Source organism: Methylophaga sp. (genome assembly GCF_030651745.1).
The window spans coordinates 17,434-37,365 of record NZ_JAUSCC010000143.1 but is presented as its reverse complement, the minus strand read 5'-3'; the positions used below and the strand labels follow the sequence as shown (position 1 = coordinate 37,365).

Genomic DNA, 19,932 nt, shown 5'->3' with positions numbered 1-19,932 from the left:
CTGCTGGAGTAGCATGGTCTGCCCTAGTGGCTATTCAGGAGGGTGCTGATGGCCAGGGTGTGCAGGAAGCCGGCCGGCGATTTGACGCTCAGCGTCTGTTCAACCGGGTTAATGGCGATGAGCTGCCAGTCCTGGAGGGTCTGTCCGGTGGTTTTTTCATGCAGTTGTCCGCCCTGGCGCAGAACCGCTACGTGGGTCTCACCCCATTGATCGATGCTGACCAATTGGAAGGGAACCGCGACTGTGGCCGGTTCTTTCCGGTTGCCGATGGCTTTAGGTTTCGGCGGGGTGTGCGGTTTGGCTTTCGCCGCGGTCTCATTTAAAAGGCGGTCGAGCTGGGCAAGCTGGCTGGCTTGGGCCGTCAGTTGCTGCTGCAAGGCGGCGAGTTGAGTTGCCTGTTGGCGGTGCCCCTCCTGTTGGTGCCTGAACTGATCGGCCAGCGCGGCTTTGAGCGCGGTGATGTCCTGAGTCAGCATGGCCTTTGGCTCTTGGGTTGGGAATGGGGCGGCGGCCAGCGGATCAGCGTTTGGGCTGCTGGCCACATCCGGTTTATCCCCTGCTTCAGGCGCTGGCGTGACCGCGGTTTTGTCTGGTGCAGCAAGTGGCTGACCAGCTTGTTTGAGATGGGCTGTAGCAACCTGGGTTTCAACGGCAATCAGGGCATCAGGCGCGGGCTTATGAAGCCTGCCGGATAATAACCCGCCGAGCAGACTCATTACCAGCACGCTCAAGACGATGCCGCCGAGCAAGAGCCAGTGCGGCAAAGGCTGAAATTGGCCGGCTTGGGCTGCCTGGTTTGGAGTCGAGGTTTGCGGCTCAGGCATCATCACGGCCCTCCCCTGCTGCATTAATGGGCACGAAGCGGATCAGCCGGTTGATTGGGTCTTCGCAGACCACAAAGTAAGGCGTCACCAGCACGGTCAGCGCGTCTTGCAAAGTTATCGGGCCCAATTTGCGATGCACCTCCGGCAGTGGCTTGGCCAGCAGACGGACGACATCGGGACGGAGCGCAGCATCTAAGCTATAACCACTGCGTCTTAACAGATAGCGAAGGGCTTGTTCGACGGTGCTGTGTTCCTCCGGAATCGTCACCTCGATGATGACGTGCAGGGGATGACGCTGCGGATCCGTCGGGCCTGCGCTCAGGGCACTGTAACGCCCGGTTTGAACGCTGGACGCGGACCGGCTCTTGGCGCTGTTTTGATAAATTACCAGGCGCTGGGCCGTGGCTGATCCGCTACGGTTCGCATCCAGAGCACTAATCGGGTTGGGATCCGGTTTACTGCTACGGGCGTGCTGGGGTGGTTGGTAAGCACAGCCGGCTAGCAATGCCAGAACGGTTGGCAGCAACATCAAAGAGGCAGGATAACAAAGGTTTGGCTTCATGGTTACACTCGCAATGACTCAGGAGCGCCCAGGACTGGACCTTGAATCTCCGTCATGTGTGAGTAAATTCTGCCGGGTTGGCCGGTAAAGATACAGGTAAAACCGTGTCTGCTTTTGCGAGGGTTTTGATCTATCGGCCCCGTTTTTAACCAGCAGATAAGCCTTTTAGGGATAAGCCCTTTCCCGTTAAGGCCCCCTTCCCTTTGCACCTTTTTTACCTTTTTCCCTTTGCTTTAAGCCTTTTGCCGTGAGCCTTTCCCGTTGCAGGCGCTGAATAGGGCAGCGTTGTAACTCAGCATCGGTGATCGCTATGATTGCCGACTATTGCTCGGAGAACCAGCTCGCGCTTTACCCGACGGGCCGGATACGGATATCGATCAAGCACCCGAATGAATCTGAAACAGCGGAACCCCTACCGGAATTTGCGTTTGATCAGACCGTGAACGGGTAACCTCTCGGTGCCCTTGCCAGTCAACCCTTTTGACGGGGAGAGGCTCCCTTGTGCGCACCTTTCAGATAAGGGTCTCAAGGTATCGTGTTCGCCCCAAAAACCCACAAAAGCTGAGTTTGTAGGCTCAGATAGAGAGCAACCAAGCAATAAGTCTTGTAATACAGTTCAGCTTATAATAATGTTCACCCGAACCAGTTAAAAAAAGACAGTTGAATTTCCTATCCCTCGTTTCCCAACGACAAACCCGATCATCATGAACTCCCTGTCCGTTATCAAAGGCGTCCTGTTTGACCTGGACGGTGTACTTTACATCGGCTCTCGTGCCATCGAAGGCGCCAGCGAGTCTGTGGAGCACATCCGAACTGCCGGCTTTACCTGTCGGTTCATCACCAACACCAGCAACTTGTCGTTGGTTTCGCTCCAACAAAAAATCAACGCCCTGGGCTTTTCCGTGACCCGGGAGGAAATCATCAGTGCGCCACAAGCCGCACGGCTCTTTCTGAGACGCCAGTCCGATCCAGTTTGCCGCTTGCTATTGGCGGATGATATAAAACAGGATTTTGGGGAATTTCGGCAATCCGACACGGAAGCCGATTACGTGGTGGTAGGCGATATTGGTGACGTCTGGTCTTACCGGTTGTTAAACGAGGTGTTCAACTGCCTGATCGGCGGCGCCAAGCTCATCGCCATCCATAAAAACCGGTTCTGGCAGACCGAGGCGGGATTGCAGATGGACATCGGTGGCTTTATCGAAGCATTGGAATACGCCAGCGGAGTCCAAGCGATGATTATCGGTAAGCCTTCTCCCGATTTCTTTCAGGTCGCTCTGGATGACATGGGGCTAAAGGCTTCCGAGGCCGTCATCATCGGAGATGACATCGATACGGACGTGGGCGGCGGACAGCTGGCCGGCCTAAGAGGCATTTTGGTGAAAACCGGCAAATACCGACCGGCTTACGCAGAAGCAGCGAAGATCAAGCCGGATTGGATCGTCGACTCAATCCGCGATTTACCCGCCGCGCTAGGCTTATGATCGATCGCGGCACGGCCCTGGCATCAGCAGGTTTCGCACGACCGACTCAGACGCCATGAAGGCAATGAATCCCTTTTGATAACGGTCTTTACGCCCGGAATACCCATGCTTGATCACGATAAAGAAGCCTTCGATAAGGCGATACGGCATCACGACCGGTCGGTTGCCGCCAAGGGACTGACGATTTGGGTGGGCGCAGAACCCACCTTTACGGACCGACTCTCAGAGGCACCGGAGTGGCTTTACGAAGCGGAAGGTGGTGACAAGGCAAGCCGTGCCCTGGGTTTGCTGGCCAGGCTAAGTCAAGACTTGCCTCGCTCGCTCATCTTACGCACCCTGGGCAGACAATATCCAGGCGAGAACCTGCCACGCTGGAATTTCGGGATTTACCAACGTCGGGACGGCGCTCCGTTATGGTCGGGGCCTGTTGATCCGACGGTGGGTGGCTTAGGCTCACCGGAATCGTCATTCGAAGGATTCCTTACTATTTTAGCGCGACGGTTTGACGAACGCGATTGGGGCAACATCCGGTTTAGGTGTGACGATCAGCCAGACTGGCGCATCGCTTTTCGTCTCGATGCTCAGTCGCCGCCCGAAAATCCCGCCGCGGACGTGCGTCTTGTACGTCCATCCCTTCATGCACAAGCCATCCCGTCCGAGGGCTGGTCCGATCCTCTTGCGGCCGAAGGCATCTACCTGATCAGCGTTTACCCGATGCCAGGCCGGAAGCCAAAGGCCGAAGCATCGGATTCGCTCCCTATGCCACAACTCGAACTGCCGGCTTTTCCAAATGTGCAGGCCTTCTTGGCGTGTCTGATTGAAATCGGTCAGGCAGCCACGGAGGCGGGACTGAAGGGGTTGATTCTGGCTGGTTATCCCCCACCCGTAGATCGCAGCATCGCTTGGACCACGGTTACGCCCGATCCTGCCGTGATCGAGATCAATATGGCGCCCTCTCCAAACGTTGAGGAATTCCTTGGCATGGCCCGGAGCCTCTACCCATCGGCAATCGATCAAGGCCTTTCGGCCTATCGTTTCCATTACAATGGGGATGTCACCGATTCCGGCGGCGGCGGACAAATCACCTTTGGCGGCCCCGCCCCGGAAGCAAGTCCGTTTTTCCTGAAGCCATGGCTGCTACCGAACATCATCCGTTACTTTAATCGCCACCCGGCATTGTCATATTTCTTCACCCCCACCTGTGTCGGAAGTTCGAGTCAATCGCCCCGGCCCGATGAGCGATTTCGCGAATCCTTTGAGGAACTCAAACTCGCGCTGGACTTGTTGGCGATGCAAGACAACTGCGAACCGGAGCTACTTTGGGCCAGCCTCGCCCCCTTCCTGACCGATGCGTCCGGCAATTCGCACCGCAGTGAAATTAACGTGGAAAAACTCTGGAATCCCAACCTGATTGGGCGCGGATGCCTCGGTTTGGTTGAGTTCAGGGCATTTTGCATGGCATCGTCAGCGGAGACGCTGACTGCCCGCGCCGCGTTATTCCGCGCCGTGATCGCAATGCTGGCAGTTCAAAAGGACCTCACCGGCCTGATCGACTGGGGAGCCGAATTGCACAAACGTTTTGCATTGCCCTTTTTCTTGAAGCAGGATTTGCTCGAAATTCTGAAGGATCTATCTCTGGCAGGTTTGGGCTTGGGCAAGCCCATCGTTGAACGCCTGGTAGACGACAGTGATCGCATCTTGGGGCATGCCGAACTTGGCGGCTGCCGGTTGAGCATTAAACGAGCTTTGGAATTCTGGCCATTGGTCGAAGCCTCCGCCGGACAGGACCGAGGCACGTCGCGACTGATCGACTCAAGTACGACTCGTATTCAGGTTACGCTCAGACCCCCTAGCGGATCTATGGCAGATATCAGGGACTGGCGCGTCAGCAGCGGAAGATGGAGAATTCCAGTTCGCTACGAACAGGATCACGCTGGACCGGTGCTGGTCTTCGGGCTTCAATATCGGTTATTCATGCCTTGGCGTGGATTGCACCCGACCCTTGGGATACAAACACCGGTCGAATTGACCTTTCAACAAGCCAGTACTGGCGAAACCTACCGCATTACCCTGCACGACTGGAAACCCGAGGGAGGGGGCTATAATGGGCTGCCCGGCGACGGGGAGGAAAGCCGGCGCAGGCGAAACGAGCGAATGGTAATGGAAACTTTGGGACCTCACACAGTACTGGCCTTGGTCGAACCGCCCCCGTTGGCTACAACTGATTATGGCTTGGACCTGAGAGCCTGTCCCAACAGGGAGTTGGTTTGATCGAGGCCGGCTCGTAACCTTTGCTCGCGCGGTAATTTGTTCAGCGCAACTCGATCGCCCTTAGACCTTACACGTTGGCGTCCATGACCGTGCGCGGACAAGTTGACGATCCACAGAGGCGTGAGCATGTGAATGGGTTTAACCGCGCCCAGCAGAATCGGGCCAATCGTGACGCCGTCGCCGAATGCCGTTTTAAAGCTGACACTGAAAAGAACTAGTAAAAATGGCTCGAAACGGCCAGCTGCTGACGCAAGCGTTCCCCCCCGAGGCTGTTGTAGATATTGATGCAGTAATGACGAGCAACTCACGGCCAAACCGGACGTTTAAAATAATCATGTATTCTGTCGGTATTGATATTTAGAGATGAAAATGTATATTTCCTGTGTAAATGTATAAAATATCAATAAATTAGATAACCAACAGAAGTGTATGAAACAAAATTGTATTATTTGCTCAAATGCAAAGGGTAAGCGAGGTTGCTTATTAAAGGACATGACGCTTATTTGCCCTCGTTGTTGTGCTGAAATTCGTAACGCGGAATGTGAAGGCTGTTCATATTACAAAGACTCGCGGAAGTTTGCCATTGAAAAAGCCAAGAAATCACCTCAACATTTTACTATACGCATAGCACCAGAAGTTGATGATGAAATTGATCGTGCTTTACGGATGGTTGAAGCCGGTAATATTGCAAATGGAGAGTTAGTTATACGTTCATTGATGAAAGCAAATGCTGACTTATACACCATTCATTTTGCTATGGGAACCATTCACGGCTTTAAAGGACAGCATGACGAAGCAATGGCGTGCTTCGATAAATCAATAGAAATATATCCATATTATGTCGACTGTTGGTTTAATAGAGCCCTAAGTGCGCAGAAAAAAATGGATATTATAGAAATGGTTGTTTCGCTCCGTAAAGTCATCGAATTAGGTGAAAATAGTGACGAAGCTGTTGGGATGGCAAAGGAACTTTTAGGTGATTTTGAGCAGATAACTTATAAAACAACAGGGCTTGAATTAGATGAGTATATTGGAAGCTTAAAAAGATTTAATGCCACTTTTGAGTTAATGCAGAATAGACAATGGGAAAAAGCAATTGCTGGCTATAAAGAAGTTATCAGAATCAACCCATCAGCACTACAAGCTTTTGGCAATATGGCTCTTTGTTATGCTCATTTAAACGAAGATAAGAAGGCGATAGAGGCTTTCGACAGAGCTATTGCATTAGACCCTAACTATGAACCAGCAATTATTAATAAAGAAATATTTAAGCAAACTATAGCCAAAGGCCTAAAGTTTTCAGAAACGCAACCTCAAGCAACGGTCATTGAATACATGAAAGATTATGCTTTAAAAGATAATAAACTATTAATTCATGATTATTTTAATGATTAGATAATCAAGTAGTCTGAAGTGTCAGCATCAATTGAAAGTTATCATTACTCTATGCCTGCAAGGGGTCTGTGCTGCTGACACATGCGTTTCTCGTTAGCTGACGTTGATATTGATTCTGTGTGGCGGGCACCTACCGGCCAAAACCTGCCGGTCGCGACTGGCCGCTTTATGGCGATGAATTATACAGGATGAAGTTTGCCAATGTGCTTGGAAGGGACATACACAGGCTTCCAGTGAATGGCCGATTAACTCTTGAAAGGAGTCATTCAGAGGTCGCCAGTGATCAGCTCTCACACACCCAAAGTTGTCACTGTTCAATGAAAAAACACTGTATCAAACAAATGGTAAAAGCCCCTCCGTTGAGTTATGAGGTGATGTTAAGCAACCTTTAGCGCGATGTGTTCACTAAAGTGATGAGGCTTGTATTACCTTAGCCTAGACCTAGTACTCAGTCGCTATTGTTATGTCGTGTAAAACTATTATTAGTCAGCAATTGCATATTCGCTTCCCCCTTTGAAAAAGAAGGGAACAGAAAAGTTACACTTAATCTTACCCGTCATAATTAAAATGACTGACTACTAGTCCCCAAGCGATCGAAACAGCCCACATTATTATTTTCCGAGGAAAATATTCCCTCTTATAAGCGGTTCATGGTTTTAGCAAGATAACTTTGTCAGCAAATATGTGGCTACTTAAGGCCATTAAATAATTGTGACAGAACCCTGAAAAGCTAACATTTTTTTTACATCGCCAGCTTAAATTTTTACAGTTTTTTTACACCTTTCCAGAGTAGACTGCACGCTAGTGTTTTAACAAAGATTCTGTAATCAACGATTAGTTTTGGTCGTCTTATGTGAGGTGGTTTTATGGATAGTGTATATCTTCTACTGACGCTTGTTTTTTTTGCCGTCACCGTCGCTCTGGTTTATGCCTGTGAAAAATTAAGGGGGCAGTCATGAGCTGGGTTTATTTGTTAAGTGGCGTACTGGCGCTGGCGATTTTCGTTTACCTGGTTGCCGCGTTGTTTTATCCGGAGAAATTCTGATGACAAGTAACAGTTATGTTCAAATACTATTTTATGTCGTTACCCTGATCGCCTTGGCAAAGCCGCTAGGCTGGTATATGGCCAGAGTCTATGAGGGCGAGTCCGTGGGTTTGAACCGCTTATTGGCGCCGGTCGAAAGAGTGATCTATCGCCTAAGCGGCGTGAATCCCGAAGAGGAAATGCGCTGGACCGATTACGCCATCGGTTTTTTGGTCTTTAATCTTCTGGGTGCGCTGGCGGTCTTTGCGCTGCAACGCCTGCAAGCCTCCCTGCCTTTTAATCCGCAGAACCTGCCCGGCGTCAGCCCTGACTCATCATTCAACACGGCGGCCAGTTTTGCCACGAATACCAACTGGCAGGGCTATGGCGGCGAAACAACGATGAGTTATCTAACGCAGATGCTGGGTCTGACAGTGCAGAACTTCGTCTCCGCCGCAGCGGGCATGGCAGTGCTGGTCGCATTGATCCGCGGATTTACCCGGCGCAATGCAAATACCATCGGCAATTTCTGGGTGGACCTCACCCGCAGCACGTTGTACATCCTGATGCCGCTATCGCTGATCCTGGCTTTGGTACTGGTAGGACAGGGCGTGGTGCAGACTTTTAGTCCCTATCAAGCTGTACCGCTAGTCGAAACAGTCACTTATGAACAACCTAAACTGGGCGCAGACGGTCAGGCCTTGCAAGACGTCAACGGCAAGCCGGTCATGGAACCGGTCGAAGTCAAAGAGCAAGTCATAGCGGTAGGGCCAGCGGCTTCCCAGGTAGCCATCAAGCAACTCGGCACCAACGGCGGCGGCTTTTTCAACGTCAACTCGGCGCATCCCTTGGAAAATCCGACGCCGTTAAGCAATTTTCTGGAGATGCTGTCGATACTGCTTATCCCGGGCGCGCTGTGCTATACCTTCGGCATGATGGTGGGTGACACCCGGCAAGGCTGGGCGATTCTGGCGGCGATGACACTGATTTTTGTCGCGCTGATTTTTGTCGCGGTACCGGCGGAGCAAAGCGGTAATCCTGCTCTGGCAGCATTGAACGTCGATCAATCGGCAAACGTCAGCCAGTCCGGCGGCAACATGGAAGGCAAGGAGACCCGGTTCGGAATTACCAACTCCGCGCTGTGGGCGGTTGCTACCACGTCGGCCTCTAATGGCTCGGTAAACTCCATGCACGACTCCTTCACGCCGATCGGAGGCATGGTGCCGATGTGGCTGATGCAATTGGGTGAAGTGATTTACGGCGGCGTCGGCTCGGGCCTTTACGGCATGATCATGTTTGCGATTGTCGCGGTGTTTGTGTCCGGTTTAATGATAGGCCGCACGCCCGAATATCTGGGTAAAAAAATCGAAGCCTACGAGATGAAAATGGCCGCGATCGCTATTCTGATTCCGCCGCTGGTCGTATTGGGCGGTACAGCGCTCGCAATCATGGTCGAGGTCGGCAAGGCATCGGTCTTCAATCCGGGCGCACACGGTTTCAGCGAAGTGCTGTATGCGTTCTCGTCGGCGGGTAACAACAACGGCAGTGCATTCGCCGGGTTTGGGGCGAATACGCCCTTCTATAACGCGATGTTGGGTCTAGCTATGCTGTTTTCCCGTTACTGGCTGGCCGTACCGGTACTCGCAATCGCGGGTTCCCTGGCCGAGAAGAAGAAAGTGCCGGTCGGTCTCGGTACCTTACCGACGCATACCCCGCTGTTTGTGGCGTTATTGATCGGAGTCGTACTCATGGTCGGTGCGCTGACGTTTGTACCTGCCCTGGCTCTGGGGCCTGTGGTCGAACATCTTCAGATGATCGGGGCTAAATAATCAGTTAATTGGAGAATTTCATGAGTCAAAAATCTGTTTCAACGTCTTTGTTCGATCGGGACATCCTGGGTGCAGCCTTGGTGGATTCATTCCGGAAGCTGACTCCACGGCAGCAATGGAAAAATCCGGTGATGTTTGTCGTTTATATAGGCAGTCTCCTGACTACCCTGCTTTGGGTGCTGGCTCTGGACGGAAAAGGGGAAGAGCCCGCCAATTTCATTTTGGCCATCACGTTATGGTTATGGGGAACGGTACTGTTCGCCAATTTCGCCGAGGCCGTCGCCGAAGGGCGCAGCAAGGCGCAAGCCGCATTTTTGCGGAGCGCCAAGCGTGATATTGCGGCGAAAAAACTGGATGAGCCGCGTTATGGTGCCAATTATTCCAAAGTGGAAGGCTCCGGTTTGCGGCGCGGTGATGTGGTTTTGATAGAAGCCGGCGATTTTGTTCCCGGTGATGGCGAAGTCATTGAAGGCGTTGCCTCAGTGGACGAAAGCGCGATTACCGGCGAAAGTGCCCCTGTAATCCGCGAATCGGGCGGCGATTTCAGTTCGGTGACCGGCGGTACGCGCGTGTTATCGGACTGGCTGGTCGTGCGTATTACCGCCAATCCGGGCGAAGCTTTTCTGGACCGGATGATTTCCATGGTGGAAAGCGCAAAACGGCAGAAAACGCCTAATGAAATTGCCTTGACCATTCTGCTGGTCGCATTGACCCTGGTCTTCCTGATGGCTACCGTGACCTTGCTGCCGTTCTCCTTGTATGCCGTGGCAACCTCGGGCGCAGGACAACCGATCACGATTACCGTTCTGGTGGCGTTGCTGGTCTGTCTGATCCCGACAACCATTGGCGGTTTGTTATCTGCCATCGGGGTAGCCGGAATTGGCCGGATGATGCAGAAAAACGTGATTGCCACCTCCGGCAGGGCCGTAGAAGCGGCTGGCGACATCGATGTATTGCTGCTGGACAAAACAGGTACGATTACTTTGGGTAATCGGCAAGCCTCCGCTTTTATACCCGTTAAAGGCGTAACCGATAAAGAACTGGCTGATGCCGCGCAATTGGCTTCACTGGCTGACGAAACCCCGGAAGGACGCAGTATTGTGATTTTGGCTAAGCAGAGATACGGGCTCAGAGAACGGGACGTGCATGCGCTGGGAGCCACTTTTGTGCATTTCAGCGCCCAAACCCGGATGAGCGGCGTTAATATTGACGGCCGACAGATTCGCAAGGGTGCCGCCGATGCCATCCGTATTCAGGTTGAACGGCTGGGCGGGCTGGGCAGCAAATTTCCGCCGGAGTTCCAGAGATTGGTCGATGAGGTAGCGCGTCGCGGCAGTACCCCGCTGGTGGTTGCTGAAGACGCGCGCGTGCTGGGCGTCATCGAACTCAAGGATATCGTCAAAGGCGGGATCAAGGAACGTTTTGCCGAATTGCGTCAGATGGGCATCAAGACCATCATGATTACCGGCGATAATCGGTTGACTGCTGCCGCGATTGCTGCCGAGGCCGGTGTCGATGATTTTCTCGCCGAAGCTACACCAGAGGAGAAGCTGAAGCTAATCAGGAAATACCAGGCTGAGGGGCGTCTGGTCGCGATGACCGGAGACGGCACCAACGATGCGCCGGCACTGGCCCAGGCCGATGTCGCGGTTGCGATGAACAGCGGCACCCAGGCGGCCAAGGAAGCCGGCAATATGGTGGATCTCGATTCGAACCCGACCAAGTTAATCGAGATCGTCGAAACCGGCAAGCAGATGTTGATGACGCGCGGCGCCTTAACGACATTCAGTATCGCCAATGACGTGGCGAAATATTTCGCAATCATTCCGGCCGCGTTCGCAACCACTTATCCGGTGCTTAACGTATTGAATGTAATGCATCTCGCAACGCCGGCGAGCGCGATTTTATCGGCCGTGATTTTCAATGCGCTGATTATTGTCGCGCTGATTCCACTGGCCTTAAAAGGCATCAAGTACAAGCCGGTCGGCGCCGCCACACTGCTGCAAAACAATTTGCTGATTTATGGCGTAGGCGGGTTGATTGTTCCATTTATCGGCATCAAGGCGATTGACCTGTTTCTGGTCACGCTGGGTCTAGTTTAAAGGAGATTGCAATGATTAAACATTTCAAACCGGCGGTTATTTTGTTTGTTCTATTGAGTGTGTTAACCGGCGTGATTTATCCCGCCGTAGTGACGGGTCTGGCACAGCTTCTGTTTCCCTCTCAGGCAAACGGCAGCCAGTTGACAGACAATGGTGGCAAGCTGACGGGCTCCAGTCTGATCGGACAGTCGTTCAGCAGCCCCGGTCATTTTTGGGGACGGCCTTCCGCAACAGGACCTTTCCCCAATAATGCCGGCGCTTCCAGCGGTTCAAACCTGGGTCCGACCAATCCGGCTCTGGTAGATGCCGTTAAAGCCCGTATTGAGGCGTTAAAAGTAGCCGATCCTGATAATAAGGCTCCGGTTCCGGTTGATCTGATTACGGCATCGGGTAGCGGGCTGGATCCACATATCAGTCCTGCAGCAGCGGATTATCAAATTAATCGCGTGGCCAAGGCTCGTAATATGAAACCTGAAAAACTCCGCGCCCTGATTGATGCTAACACTGAATCCCGTCAGTGGGGCTTTCTGGGAGAGCCGAGGGTTAACGTCCTGACATTAAATTTGGCGCTGGATGCCATTCTTTAGACGAGACTGAAGGACAAAATATATGCGTTGGCTAGAAGAATGTCGTAATGCAATTCATTGGGGGAGCAACCTCAGGGTCGAACTCTTCAGGGTTAAGACTCTGGGCTATCTGGTTTTGCTTGCAATTATGGTGACCTTGGCTGTCGGACTGATACTTTTCCTGATTGATCCCAATATTAAGTCGCCCTTCGATGGCATTTGGTCCGCCTGGGTGACGATGACTCATGTGGGCTTTGGTGACGTGGTTCCGATCTCCTTTTTCGGGCGTTTGCTGGCAGCGGGGCTGATATTGTTTGGACTGGTATTCTTTTCACTGTTCACCGCCCTGGTTTCGGTCGCTCTGATCGGCAGAAATATGGATGCTTTGGGAGCTGATATGCTGCAAATCGAACAGAAGGCGGGTCACATTCAAACCGGGGAAGACCGGATTCTAGCCGAGTTGGCCCGACTGCACGAGCGGCTGAAGGCGCTGGAGAAGCAGTTGTCATCGAACATAGACTAAGGCGAGAGGCTGAGGTATGGAAGAAAAGACAGAGAGAAGATTATATATTTACTTACCATGGGTACTGACCCTTGTTGTTTTGGTAGCAGCTACGCTCTATGGCTATTATGGCGAGAGATACAATCCTTTCGAGACGAAGTTTATCAAGCTTGATCTACTCTCAACGATGAGGAGTCATCTTCTCGAAGCTATTGAGGCCGAGAAGAACGCCGTTCTAGCCATTACCGATGAGGCATCGGAAGCATTTGCCGCCCAGGCTCGCCAAGCGGCCGATGGCGTAGAAAGCAGCCGGAAGGAAATCGAAGCCATCATCCTTCAGGAGAAGCTCCCTGGAGAGACTGAGATGATCAATGAATTCACTGTTTGTTGGGCACACTATAGAAAATTAGATGAAACCATTCTGGATCTTGCCATTCAAAACACCAATCTCAAGGCCCAAAAGATCTCCGCGACGCAATGTGCTCAAGAAATGGAGTATTTTGAAGCGAGCTTGAACCGCCTCATCCACCGGAACACGCACGGCAGCCAGTGTAATGAGGCAGTCATGCTCACGTATGAGGCACTCACTGCCGGCCTGAATATATTTGCTCTCCACAAGCCTCATATTGAAGAAGCGGATGATCAAGACATGGATAAAATCGAGCAAAGCATCAAGTCTTATGATGAATCAGTCAAGAAAGCGCTTATATCTCTTCGTGGTATTGCTGATCTAAAAAATAATGATGATCTGAAGAATGCAGAAACTGCATACGAACGATTCATGAACTTGACGGGTGAGGTCTTGAAGCTTTCCCGGATGAATACGAATATCAAGTCAGCGGATTTATCGCTGGGTAAACTAAGGTTGATTTCTTCGCAATGCCAGGAGATTCTAACCAACCTCCAAGAGACAGTTCAAGCTCAGGGTAATTATTCGCTTCCCCGTTTGAAAAAAAAAGGGGGGATTGAATAATAACGGCTCAGCAGTTCAAAGCGACCCGATAGGGGTAGCCTTATCCGGTCATCAAGACATGGCGTGAATACATCCGCAAGGACTTGTCAAGTTGTTCGCCAAAATCTTGAGCGAAGGCTTGGGTAAAAACCTTTTCCAGTTCTACGTGATTTCCGCCGGGCCGCGAGAGGTCGTGTGCCCGGCGCTCGAAGCCATCATCCCCTCGGAGAATGTGTTCGGCACTTCAGGATTGGGACAAAGTGCATACCGATTGGATTACGTTCCACAATTGAGTTAAAGAGGGAGACATTTATGTCAGATACAATCGATAACCCCATGGTCATGAAGTGCGTGGCCTATCAAAATGGCGTCAGTATCGGCGACGTAACCATCGAAGACATCAGTGAAGTGCTGCAACGGGATCACACCTTTGTCTGGCTGGGTTTACGCGAAGCGAACCATGAGCTGCTGGCCAAAATCCAGGAGGAATTCGGACTGCATGATTTGGCTATCGAAGATGCCTGTGCGGCACATCAGCGTCCGAAGATCGAGGAATACGGCGACTCACTGTTCATCGTGTTGCATACCGCTCATCTTGCGGGAGGTCGGGTCGAGTTCGGGGAAACCCATTTTTTTCTGGGCTCGCATTTTCTGGTGACAATCAGGCACGGCTATTCTAGCAGTCACAGCAAAGTCAGAGAGCGGTGCGAGGCCATGCCGCAGAAATTGGCCAAAGGGCCTGGCTTTGCGTTGTATGCGATCATGGATTTTATCGTCGATAACTATGTGCCGGTTATCAACGGTTTGCAGGCACGGTTCGATATGCTGGAGTCGGCTATTTTTCAACACCGGCCCAGCCTGCAGACCATGGAAGACCTTTACGAACTGAAGCGCGAGTTGCTGCTGCTGGAAGGCGCCATTTCTCCGGTATTGGATATCTGCAACGAACTGATGCGCCTTCATAACACCGTTATTCCCAAGGAAGGACGCGTGTATTTTCGCGATATTGCTGATCATGTTAAACGCATCGATCGAACGATTCACGGCATGCGCGAGATGTTGGTCGCGGCGATGCAAGTACACCTGACCTTTGAAACGGTGCGTCAGAACGAAGTCGTCAAACGGCTGGCCGGCTGGGGCGCGATCCTGGCGATACCCACCATGGTCTTCAGCTGGTACGGAATGAATTTCAGGCACATGCCGGAGCTGGATTGGCAATACAGCTATCCGGTGGTGGTCGGCGGCGTGGCGTTAGGCAGTCTGCTGCTGTATTTACGCCTGAAAAGAACCGGCTGGCTATAAATTAACAATGCATACACGATACGCGAGATCATCATCATGAACAACGAACGCCCCGATCCCGATCAATTGCTGGCTCGCGTCGAGCGGGATAAAGCCAAGGCCCGGCGAGGCCGGCTGAAGATATTTTTCGGTGCGGTAGCCGGCGTAGGTAAGACCTATGCCATGTTGCTGGCGGCCAGGGAGAGACGAGCCGAAAATATTGACATCATTGTCGGTCTGGTGGAAACCCATGGACGCAAGGAAACGGCCGCTTTGCTGGAAGGCTTGGAGGTGTTGCCGCCCCAGCAGATTGACTATCGCGGGGCGACTTTGCGGGAGTTCGACCTGGATGCAGCCCTCAAGCGCAAGCCTTCAATCATTCTGGTTGACGAACTGGCGCACACCAATGCACAGGGTTGCAGGCATCCCAAGCGTTGGCAGGACATCGAAGAGCTCCTCGATGCCGGCATCGATGTGTATACGGCACTCAATGTACAGCATCTGGAAAGCCTCAATGACGATATAGGCCAGATTTCCGGCATACGGGTTTGGGAAACCGTGCCGGATACGGTGTTTGAAGAGGCCAATGAAATCGAACTGGTGGATTTGCCGCCCGACGAGTTGCTCGATAGACTGAAAGACGGCAAGGTTTATTTGCCGCAACAGGCTCAGGAAGCGATTAAGCATTTTTTCCGCAAAGGCAATCTGATTGCCTTGCGGGAACTGGCTCTCCGGCATACCGCCAACCGCGTCGATGCCCAGATGCTGGATTACCGCGAGGATAACGCTATCCGCGAAGTCTGGCAGGTCAATGAACGCATTATGGTCTGTATCGGCCCCAATGCCTTGGCGGAACGACTGGTCCGTGCCGGCAAGCGCCTGGCTACCAGCCTGCGCGCTCATTGGCTGGTAATGTATGTCGAAACGCCCGAATTGCAACGCTTGCCGGCGGAAAAACGGGATGGCGTACTGCGCATTTTGCGTCTTGCCGAACAGTTGGGCGCCGAAACCATGGCATTGAGTGCGCCCGATATGAGCTCCGCCATCATCAAGCTCTCCAAGGAAAGAAATATTACCAAGATCGTCATGGGGAAACCGACCCGCCGGGGCTGGAAGCGTTTGCTGCTGGGTTCGGTGGTGGATGTGCTGATTAGCGATGCGCACAACATCAATCTGTATCTGCTGGGCAGTCCCAGATCTGAAAAGGGCGGTAGCGGGGATAAATCAGAGAGCTCCCTGTACCGGAAAAGCCCGCTTCCCGGACTCAGCGCGAGACTTAAGACACGCAAAAAAGGCTACTATTTCGGCTATGTCTGGGCCATCGTCGTGACGCTAGCCAGCGCCCTGTTAGCGCATCTGACGTTCGGCAAGTTCGAGTTGGCCAATCTGATCATGTTTTTTTTGCTGGGTGTGGTTTTTATTGCTACCCGTTTCGGGCGGGGGCCCTCCATTCTGGCCTCCTTGCTCGGAGTCGCCCTGTTTGACTTTTTCTTTGTCAGGCCTTACCTCAGCTTTTCGGTAGCCGACAGTCAGTATCTGGTGACCTTCGTGGCGATGTTAACTGTGGGGATGGTGATCAGTAACCTTATGGCCAATGTGCGCTCCCAGGCCAAGGTAGCTGCGCACCGGGAACGCCGCGCTACCGTTCTTTATGCGATGAGCAAGGATCTGGCAAGCAGCCGGAATGAGGATGAAATCGTGCGCACGGCGGTGCGCCATCTCCATTCGGAGTTCGGCAGCCGTAATGTCATTTTGCTTCCTGATCCCAATGGCCTGATTGTCTACCCGAAAGATCCCAGTATGCGGGAATCGCTCCATGCCGCAGACCTGAGTGTGGCCCAGTGGGTTTTGGATAATAATGAGATTGCCGGCCAGGGAACCCATACCCTGGCAGGTGCCGAGGCCACTTATTTTCCTCTCAGCAATGGCGAAGCGGTGGTGGGCGTGTTGGTATTGCTGCCCGTCAACTTGCGCCGCATATTCCTTCCCGAACAACAGAAATTGCTGGATACTTTTCTCCAACAGATCGCCCAGGCGATTACGCGCGTCAGGCTAGCCGAACAAGCCAAAAAAACGCAACTGGATATGGAAGCCGAGCGTTTGCGTAACTCGCTGCTCAGTTCCATTTCCCATGATCTGCGCACGCCCTTGGCGACCATCGTCGGTTCAGCCAGTACGTTAGTAGAAGAAGACAAAGCACTCAAGGCAGAAGACAAGCTTGAACTGAACCGCGCCATTTATGATGAAGCGCAACGGATGTCGACACTGGTCAATAATATCCTGGATATGGCCCGGCTTGATGCGGGCGCCGTAGTGCTGAACAAACAGTGGTATCCGCTTGACGAAATTATCGGCGTCGTGTTGACGCGCTTGCAAAAACGTCTCGAAGGCCGTACGGTAACCGTTAAATTGCCGCCCGGCACCCCGATGATTTATGTCGATACGGTGATGATTGAACAGGTTTTGATCAATCTGCTGGAAAATGTTCTCCGTTATACACCGGAGAAAAGCCCCGTTGAAATCACGGCAGAAGCTTCTTCTTTTGCCGTGGAAATCTCGGTAGCCGATCAGGGGCCGGGCATACCCAAGGGCTTCGAAAGCCAGCTGTTTGAAAAATTTTACCGGGTTCGCCACGAGGCGGCGCAAAGCGGTGTAGGACTGGGTTTGGCGATTTGCCGGGCCATCATTGAAGCGCATGGCGGGAGCATCCGGGCACAAAACCGGCCCACGGGAGGTGCGGTGTTTTCATTCATGATTCCATTAGATCACGCGCCGCCAATGCTGGGACCGGAAGAATGAGTCGTATATCGATGTTACTCCCTCTCCTGATGGAGAGGGTTGGGGAGAGGAGAGTAGTTAGCCATGACTAATACCAGCCCTATTATTGTTGTTATAGAGGATGATCCGGCGATACGCCTGTTTTTACGAACCGGCCTTGGTGTTCATGGCTTCAGGGTGTTCGAAGCAGAAACTGGCCGGCAAGGCATTGTTGAGGCAGGTGTACGCAAACCTGACCTCATTATCCTGGATCTGGGCTTGCCAGACATGGACGGTATTGACGTTATCAAGACCATCCGGGAATGGTCGGTCATGCCTATCATTATTTTGTCCGCACGCAGCGCCGAGCAGCATAAAATCGATGCGCTGGATGCCGGCGCCGACGATTACCTGACCAAGCCTTTCGGTTTAGGTGAATTGCTTGCCAGGATACGGGTAGAAATGCGCCATTCGGTAAGTAGTCCGACGCAGGATCAAAGCGGTGTATTTACTACCGGAGCGCTAAAAGTCGATTTACTGAAGCGTCAGGTCGTTATCGGCGATAGGGAAGTCCATCTCACGCCAATTCAGTACCGGCTTTTGTCCGTGCTGATTAAAAATGCCGGCAAGGTATTGACGCATCAATACCTGCTCAAGGAAGTCTGGGGGCCCTCTTATAGGGATAATTCGCATTATCTGCGGATTTACATGAGTCAACTCAGACAGAAACTGGAAACCGACCCGGCTCAGCCTCAGTATATATTGACGGAATCGGGTGTAGGCTACCGGCTTAAAGTCTAACTTCCTGAGGTTGGTTTCAAAACCGGTTACTCCATCCGGGTCGGTCCTAAATCCAGTTAATTATCTCCCAAACGGTCGAAATATCCCGTTTGTTTACGCGGGTCTTACTTTCACCAGCTGAACTATTTTTATAAAATTTTTATATAGTGACCGTAACTCTTTACAAAAATTTTATGCGTAATTGATTAAGATAGGCCTGTCTTAACAACAAGGTGAAAAAAACCGTATGACACTTCAAACCTTTTTTGGTCTTGATAATGATGAAAATGCATGGTTACTCGTTCAGCGTAGCGAGGGAAAAACCGTGTTTTTACGGCGATTCCAAAATACGATAGATGGACTCAATGAGCTTTCTAAGTTTATAAAAAGCCGGTGTGAAAAGCCGAAAATCTATATTAAATCGACTGGCAATGCGACATTGAGTCTTTTGAAATATCTCTGTGGCATTCCTGATATTGAGGTCATGCTTGTTTCGCAGGCGGGATTTAAACAGTACCAAACCTGTTTGCCGAAAAACATCGTAAGAAATTGTAATGCGACTTTCGATGAAGCAGAGATACTTGCCAATTGCGCTGAACGTAAGTTCTAAGCGGCACGGTTCTGAAACCTCTCACCAAAAAATACCATGAAATTATTGAAAGGTTCTGTTGTAGCGCTTATTACCCCCTTTGTTGATGATGCGGAGCAATCTGTCAACAAGGACAAACTCGCTGAACTGGTCAAGCTGCACGCCGACAGCAAAACTGCGGCGATTGTGCCTTGCGGCACGACTGGCGAATCACCAACGCTGCTTAAAGAAGAGTGGGAAGTAGTCGTATCTACGGTAATTGAAGCAGCCCGAAATACAACGCTCAAAGTTATTCCCGGCACCGGTTCGAACAGCACGCGGGAAGCGCTCAGATTGACGGAGCGTGCGGCAGAACTGGGCGCCGATGCATGTCTGGTGGTAACGCCTTACTACAATAGACCCAGTCCGGAAGGTTTGCTTGCGCATTTTCAGGAACTGGATAAAGTCGGTATTCCGCTCATTCTTTATAATATTCCCAGCCGAACCGGAATCGATCTTGGGGCTGACCTCATCATGGAACTCTGCGAAAAGTGTCCGTCAATAGCCGGATTAAAGGCATCAAACGGCGATCTTGATCAAATTACTGAGGTTATCTACCGATCTTCACAGCTTGGAAGGCCCTTCTCGGTATTTTCCGGCGATGATTCGTTGACGCTGCCCATACTTTCAGTAGGAGGAGTCGGTGTGTTTTCAGTGGCGGCAAACATTATGCCTCGGGTGATGGACGAACTGGTTGCCAGTTTCACGCGCTCGGACTTGAATCAATCCAGGATCATCATGCATGCTGTTCATGGTTTTTGTTGCGCTTTACTTAGCTCGGGTTCAAATCCGGCGCCTATTAAATCGGTAATGAACCGTGCGGGTATGAAGGTTGGATCATGCCGGAAACCCTTGGTGGATTTATCGAAAGAAAAGGCAGCAACGCTTTGTTATGAGTTGCAGATGATGGTAACCCGGCTTTCCGCGCATCATGTTCCTTACGACCAAGTCTTAACGAAATTTTTATGACCCTGC

The 19,932-nt window shown here is 51.8% G+C and carries 16 protein-coding genes and 1 pseudogene; 15 read left to right on the top strand and 2 right to left on the bottom strand.

The annotated features are described in order from the left end of the window. Positions 1–23: 23 nt before the first annotated feature. Complete coding sequence (locus tag Q7V21_RS16650; protein ID WP_304918357.1) at positions 24–827, bottom strand: hypothetical protein; 804 nt, start codon at positions 825–827, stop codon at positions 24–26. Continuing rightward, entirely contained in the window at positions 817–1,386 is a 570-nt protein-coding gene (locus tag Q7V21_RS16645) for a hypothetical protein (protein ID WP_304918356.1), read from the bottom strand. Before Q7V21_RS16645 ends, Q7V21_RS16650 begins: the two co-directional genes overlap by 11 nt. A 704-nt stretch (positions 1,387–2,090) precedes the next feature. Here Q7V21_RS16645 and Q7V21_RS16640 point away from each other — a divergent pair. From Q7V21_RS16640 to dapA, 15 genes and pseudogenes are all read left to right on the top strand, one after another. Beyond that, entirely contained in the window at positions 2,091–2,870 is a 780-nt protein-coding gene (locus Q7V21_RS16640; RefSeq protein ID WP_304918355.1) for a TIGR01458 family HAD-type hydrolase, read from the top strand. Between the two features lie 105 nt (positions 2,871–2,975). Next, entirely contained in the window at positions 2,976–5,141 is a 2,166-nt protein-coding gene (locus Q7V21_RS16635) for a transglutaminase family protein (protein ID WP_304918354.1), read from the top strand. Positions 5,142–5,570: 429 nt separating this feature from the next. Next, positions 5,571–6,536: a lipopolysaccharide assembly protein LapB gene (locus Q7V21_RS16630; protein WP_304918353.1), complete on the top strand. Its 966-nt coding sequence runs from the start codon at positions 5,571–5,573 to the stop codon at positions 6,534–6,536. Positions 6,537–7,491: 955 nt separating this feature from the next. Continuing rightward, the gene (gene kdpF, locus Q7V21_RS16625; RefSeq protein ID WP_304918352.1) at positions 7,492–7,581 is read left to right on the top strand and encodes a K(+)-transporting ATPase subunit F; all 90 of its coding nucleotides are present in this window, start codon (positions 7,492–7,494) and stop codon (positions 7,579–7,581) included. After that, positions 7,581–9,389 carry a potassium-transporting ATPase subunit KdpA gene (gene kdpA / locus Q7V21_RS16620; RefSeq protein ID WP_304918351.1) on the top strand — a complete coding sequence of 603 codons (1,809 nt, stop codon included), beginning with the start codon at positions 7,581–7,583 and terminating at the stop codon, positions 9,387–9,389. The genes kdpF and kdpA overlap by 1 nt, the downstream gene beginning before the upstream one ends. 20 nt (positions 9,390–9,409) lie before the next feature. Further along, positions 9,410–11,491, top strand: a complete 2,082-nt coding sequence (gene kdpB / locus Q7V21_RS16615; protein ID WP_304918350.1) for a potassium-transporting ATPase subunit KdpB — start codon at positions 9,410–9,412, stop codon at positions 11,489–11,491. Between the two features lie 11 nt (positions 11,492–11,502). Beyond that, positions 11,503–12,078 (top strand): potassium-transporting ATPase subunit KdpC, encoded by a 576-nt coding sequence (gene kdpC, locus Q7V21_RS16610; protein ID WP_304918349.1) that lies wholly within the window; start codon positions 11,503–11,505, stop codon positions 12,076–12,078. 22 nt (positions 12,079–12,100) lie between these two features. Next, positions 12,101–12,580, top strand: a complete 480-nt coding sequence (locus Q7V21_RS16605; RefSeq protein ID WP_304918348.1) for a potassium channel family protein — start codon at positions 12,101–12,103, stop codon at positions 12,578–12,580. A gap of 16 nt (positions 12,581–12,596) precedes the next feature. Beyond that, on the top strand, positions 12,597–13,532 hold the full coding sequence (locus tag Q7V21_RS16600) for an MCP four helix bundle domain-containing protein (RefSeq protein ID WP_304918347.1): 936 nt from the start codon (positions 12,597–12,599) through the stop codon (positions 13,530–13,532). 291 nt (positions 13,533–13,823) lie between these two features. Next, positions 13,824–14,813: a magnesium/cobalt transporter CorA gene (corA, locus tag Q7V21_RS16595; RefSeq protein ID WP_304918346.1), complete on the top strand. Its 990-nt coding sequence runs from the start codon at positions 13,824–13,826 to the stop codon at positions 14,811–14,813. A gap of 36 nt (positions 14,814–14,849) precedes the next feature. Beyond that, positions 14,850–16,361: pseudogene (locus Q7V21_RS17970) on the top strand (DUF4118 domain-containing protein); the annotation flags it as partial. Between the two features lie 87 nt (positions 16,362–16,448). Continuing rightward, positions 16,449–17,591 (top strand): ATP-binding protein, encoded by a 1,143-nt coding sequence (locus tag Q7V21_RS17965; RefSeq protein ID WP_370654080.1) that lies wholly within the window; start codon positions 16,449–16,451, stop codon positions 17,589–17,591. 63 nt (positions 17,592–17,654) lie between these two features. After that, positions 17,655–18,350: a response regulator gene (locus Q7V21_RS16585; RefSeq protein ID WP_304918344.1), complete on the top strand. Its 696-nt coding sequence runs from the start codon at positions 17,655–17,657 to the stop codon at positions 18,348–18,350. A gap of 226 nt (positions 18,351–18,576) precedes the next feature. Further along, positions 18,577–18,939, top strand: a complete 363-nt coding sequence (locus tag Q7V21_RS16580; RefSeq protein WP_304918343.1) for a hypothetical protein — start codon at positions 18,577–18,579, stop codon at positions 18,937–18,939. A 36-nt stretch (positions 18,940–18,975) separates the two neighbouring features. After that, entirely contained in the window at positions 18,976–19,926 is a 951-nt protein-coding gene (gene dapA / locus Q7V21_RS16575) for a 4-hydroxy-tetrahydrodipicolinate synthase (RefSeq protein ID WP_304918342.1), read from the top strand. Positions 19,927–19,932: the final 6 nt, after the last annotated feature.

Bases quoted from the DNA above. Each gene is read 5' to 3' on its own strand.
- Q7V21_RS16585 (WP_304918344.1), top strand. From the start codon at position 17,655: ATGACTAATACCAGCCCTATTATTGTTGTTATAGAGGATGATCCGGCG.
- Q7V21_RS16605 (WP_304918348.1), top strand. From the start codon at position 12,101: ATGCGTTGGCTAGAAGAATGTCGTAATGCAATTCATTGGGGGAGCAAC.
- Q7V21_RS16650 (WP_304918357.1), bottom strand. From the start codon at position 827: ATGATGCCTGAGCCGCAAACCTCGACTCCAAACCAGGCAGCCCAAGCC.
- kdpB (WP_304918350.1), top strand. From the start codon at position 9,410: ATGAGTCAAAAATCTGTTTCAACGTCTTTGTTCGATCGGGACATCCTG.
- corA (WP_304918346.1), top strand. From the start codon at position 13,824: ATGTCAGATACAATCGATAACCCCATGGTCATGAAGTGCGTGGCCTAT.
- dapA (WP_304918342.1), top strand. From the start codon at position 18,976: ATGAAATTATTGAAAGGTTCTGTTGTAGCGCTTATTACCCCCTTTGTT.
- Q7V21_RS16635 (WP_304918354.1), top strand. From the start codon at position 2,976: ATGCTTGATCACGATAAAGAAGCCTTCGATAAGGCGATACGGCATCAC.
- Q7V21_RS16645 (WP_304918356.1), bottom strand. From the start codon at position 1,386: ATGAAGCCAAACCTTTGTTATCCTGCCTCTTTGATGTTGCTGCCAACC.
- Q7V21_RS16640 (WP_304918355.1), top strand. From the start codon at position 2,091: ATGAACTCCCTGTCCGTTATCAAAGGCGTCCTGTTTGACCTGGACGGT.
- Q7V21_RS16600 (WP_304918347.1), top strand. From the start codon at position 12,597: ATGGAAGAAAAGACAGAGAGAAGATTATATATTTACTTACCATGGGTA.
- Q7V21_RS16630 (WP_304918353.1), top strand. From the start codon at position 5,571: ATGAAACAAAATTGTATTATTTGCTCAAATGCAAAGGGTAAGCGAGGT.
- Q7V21_RS17965 (WP_370654080.1), top strand. From the start codon at position 16,449: ATGAGCAAGGATCTGGCAAGCAGCCGGAATGAGGATGAAATCGTGCGC.
- kdpA (WP_304918351.1), top strand. From the start codon at position 7,581: ATGACAAGTAACAGTTATGTTCAAATACTATTTTATGTCGTTACCCTG.
- Q7V21_RS16580 (WP_304918343.1), top strand. From the start codon at position 18,577: ATGACACTTCAAACCTTTTTTGGTCTTGATAATGATGAAAATGCATGG.
- kdpC (WP_304918349.1), top strand. From the start codon at position 11,503: ATGATTAAACATTTCAAACCGGCGGTTATTTTGTTTGTTCTATTGAGT.
- kdpF (WP_304918352.1), top strand. From the start codon at position 7,492: ATGAGCTGGGTTTATTTGTTAAGTGGCGTACTGGCGCTGGCGATTTTC.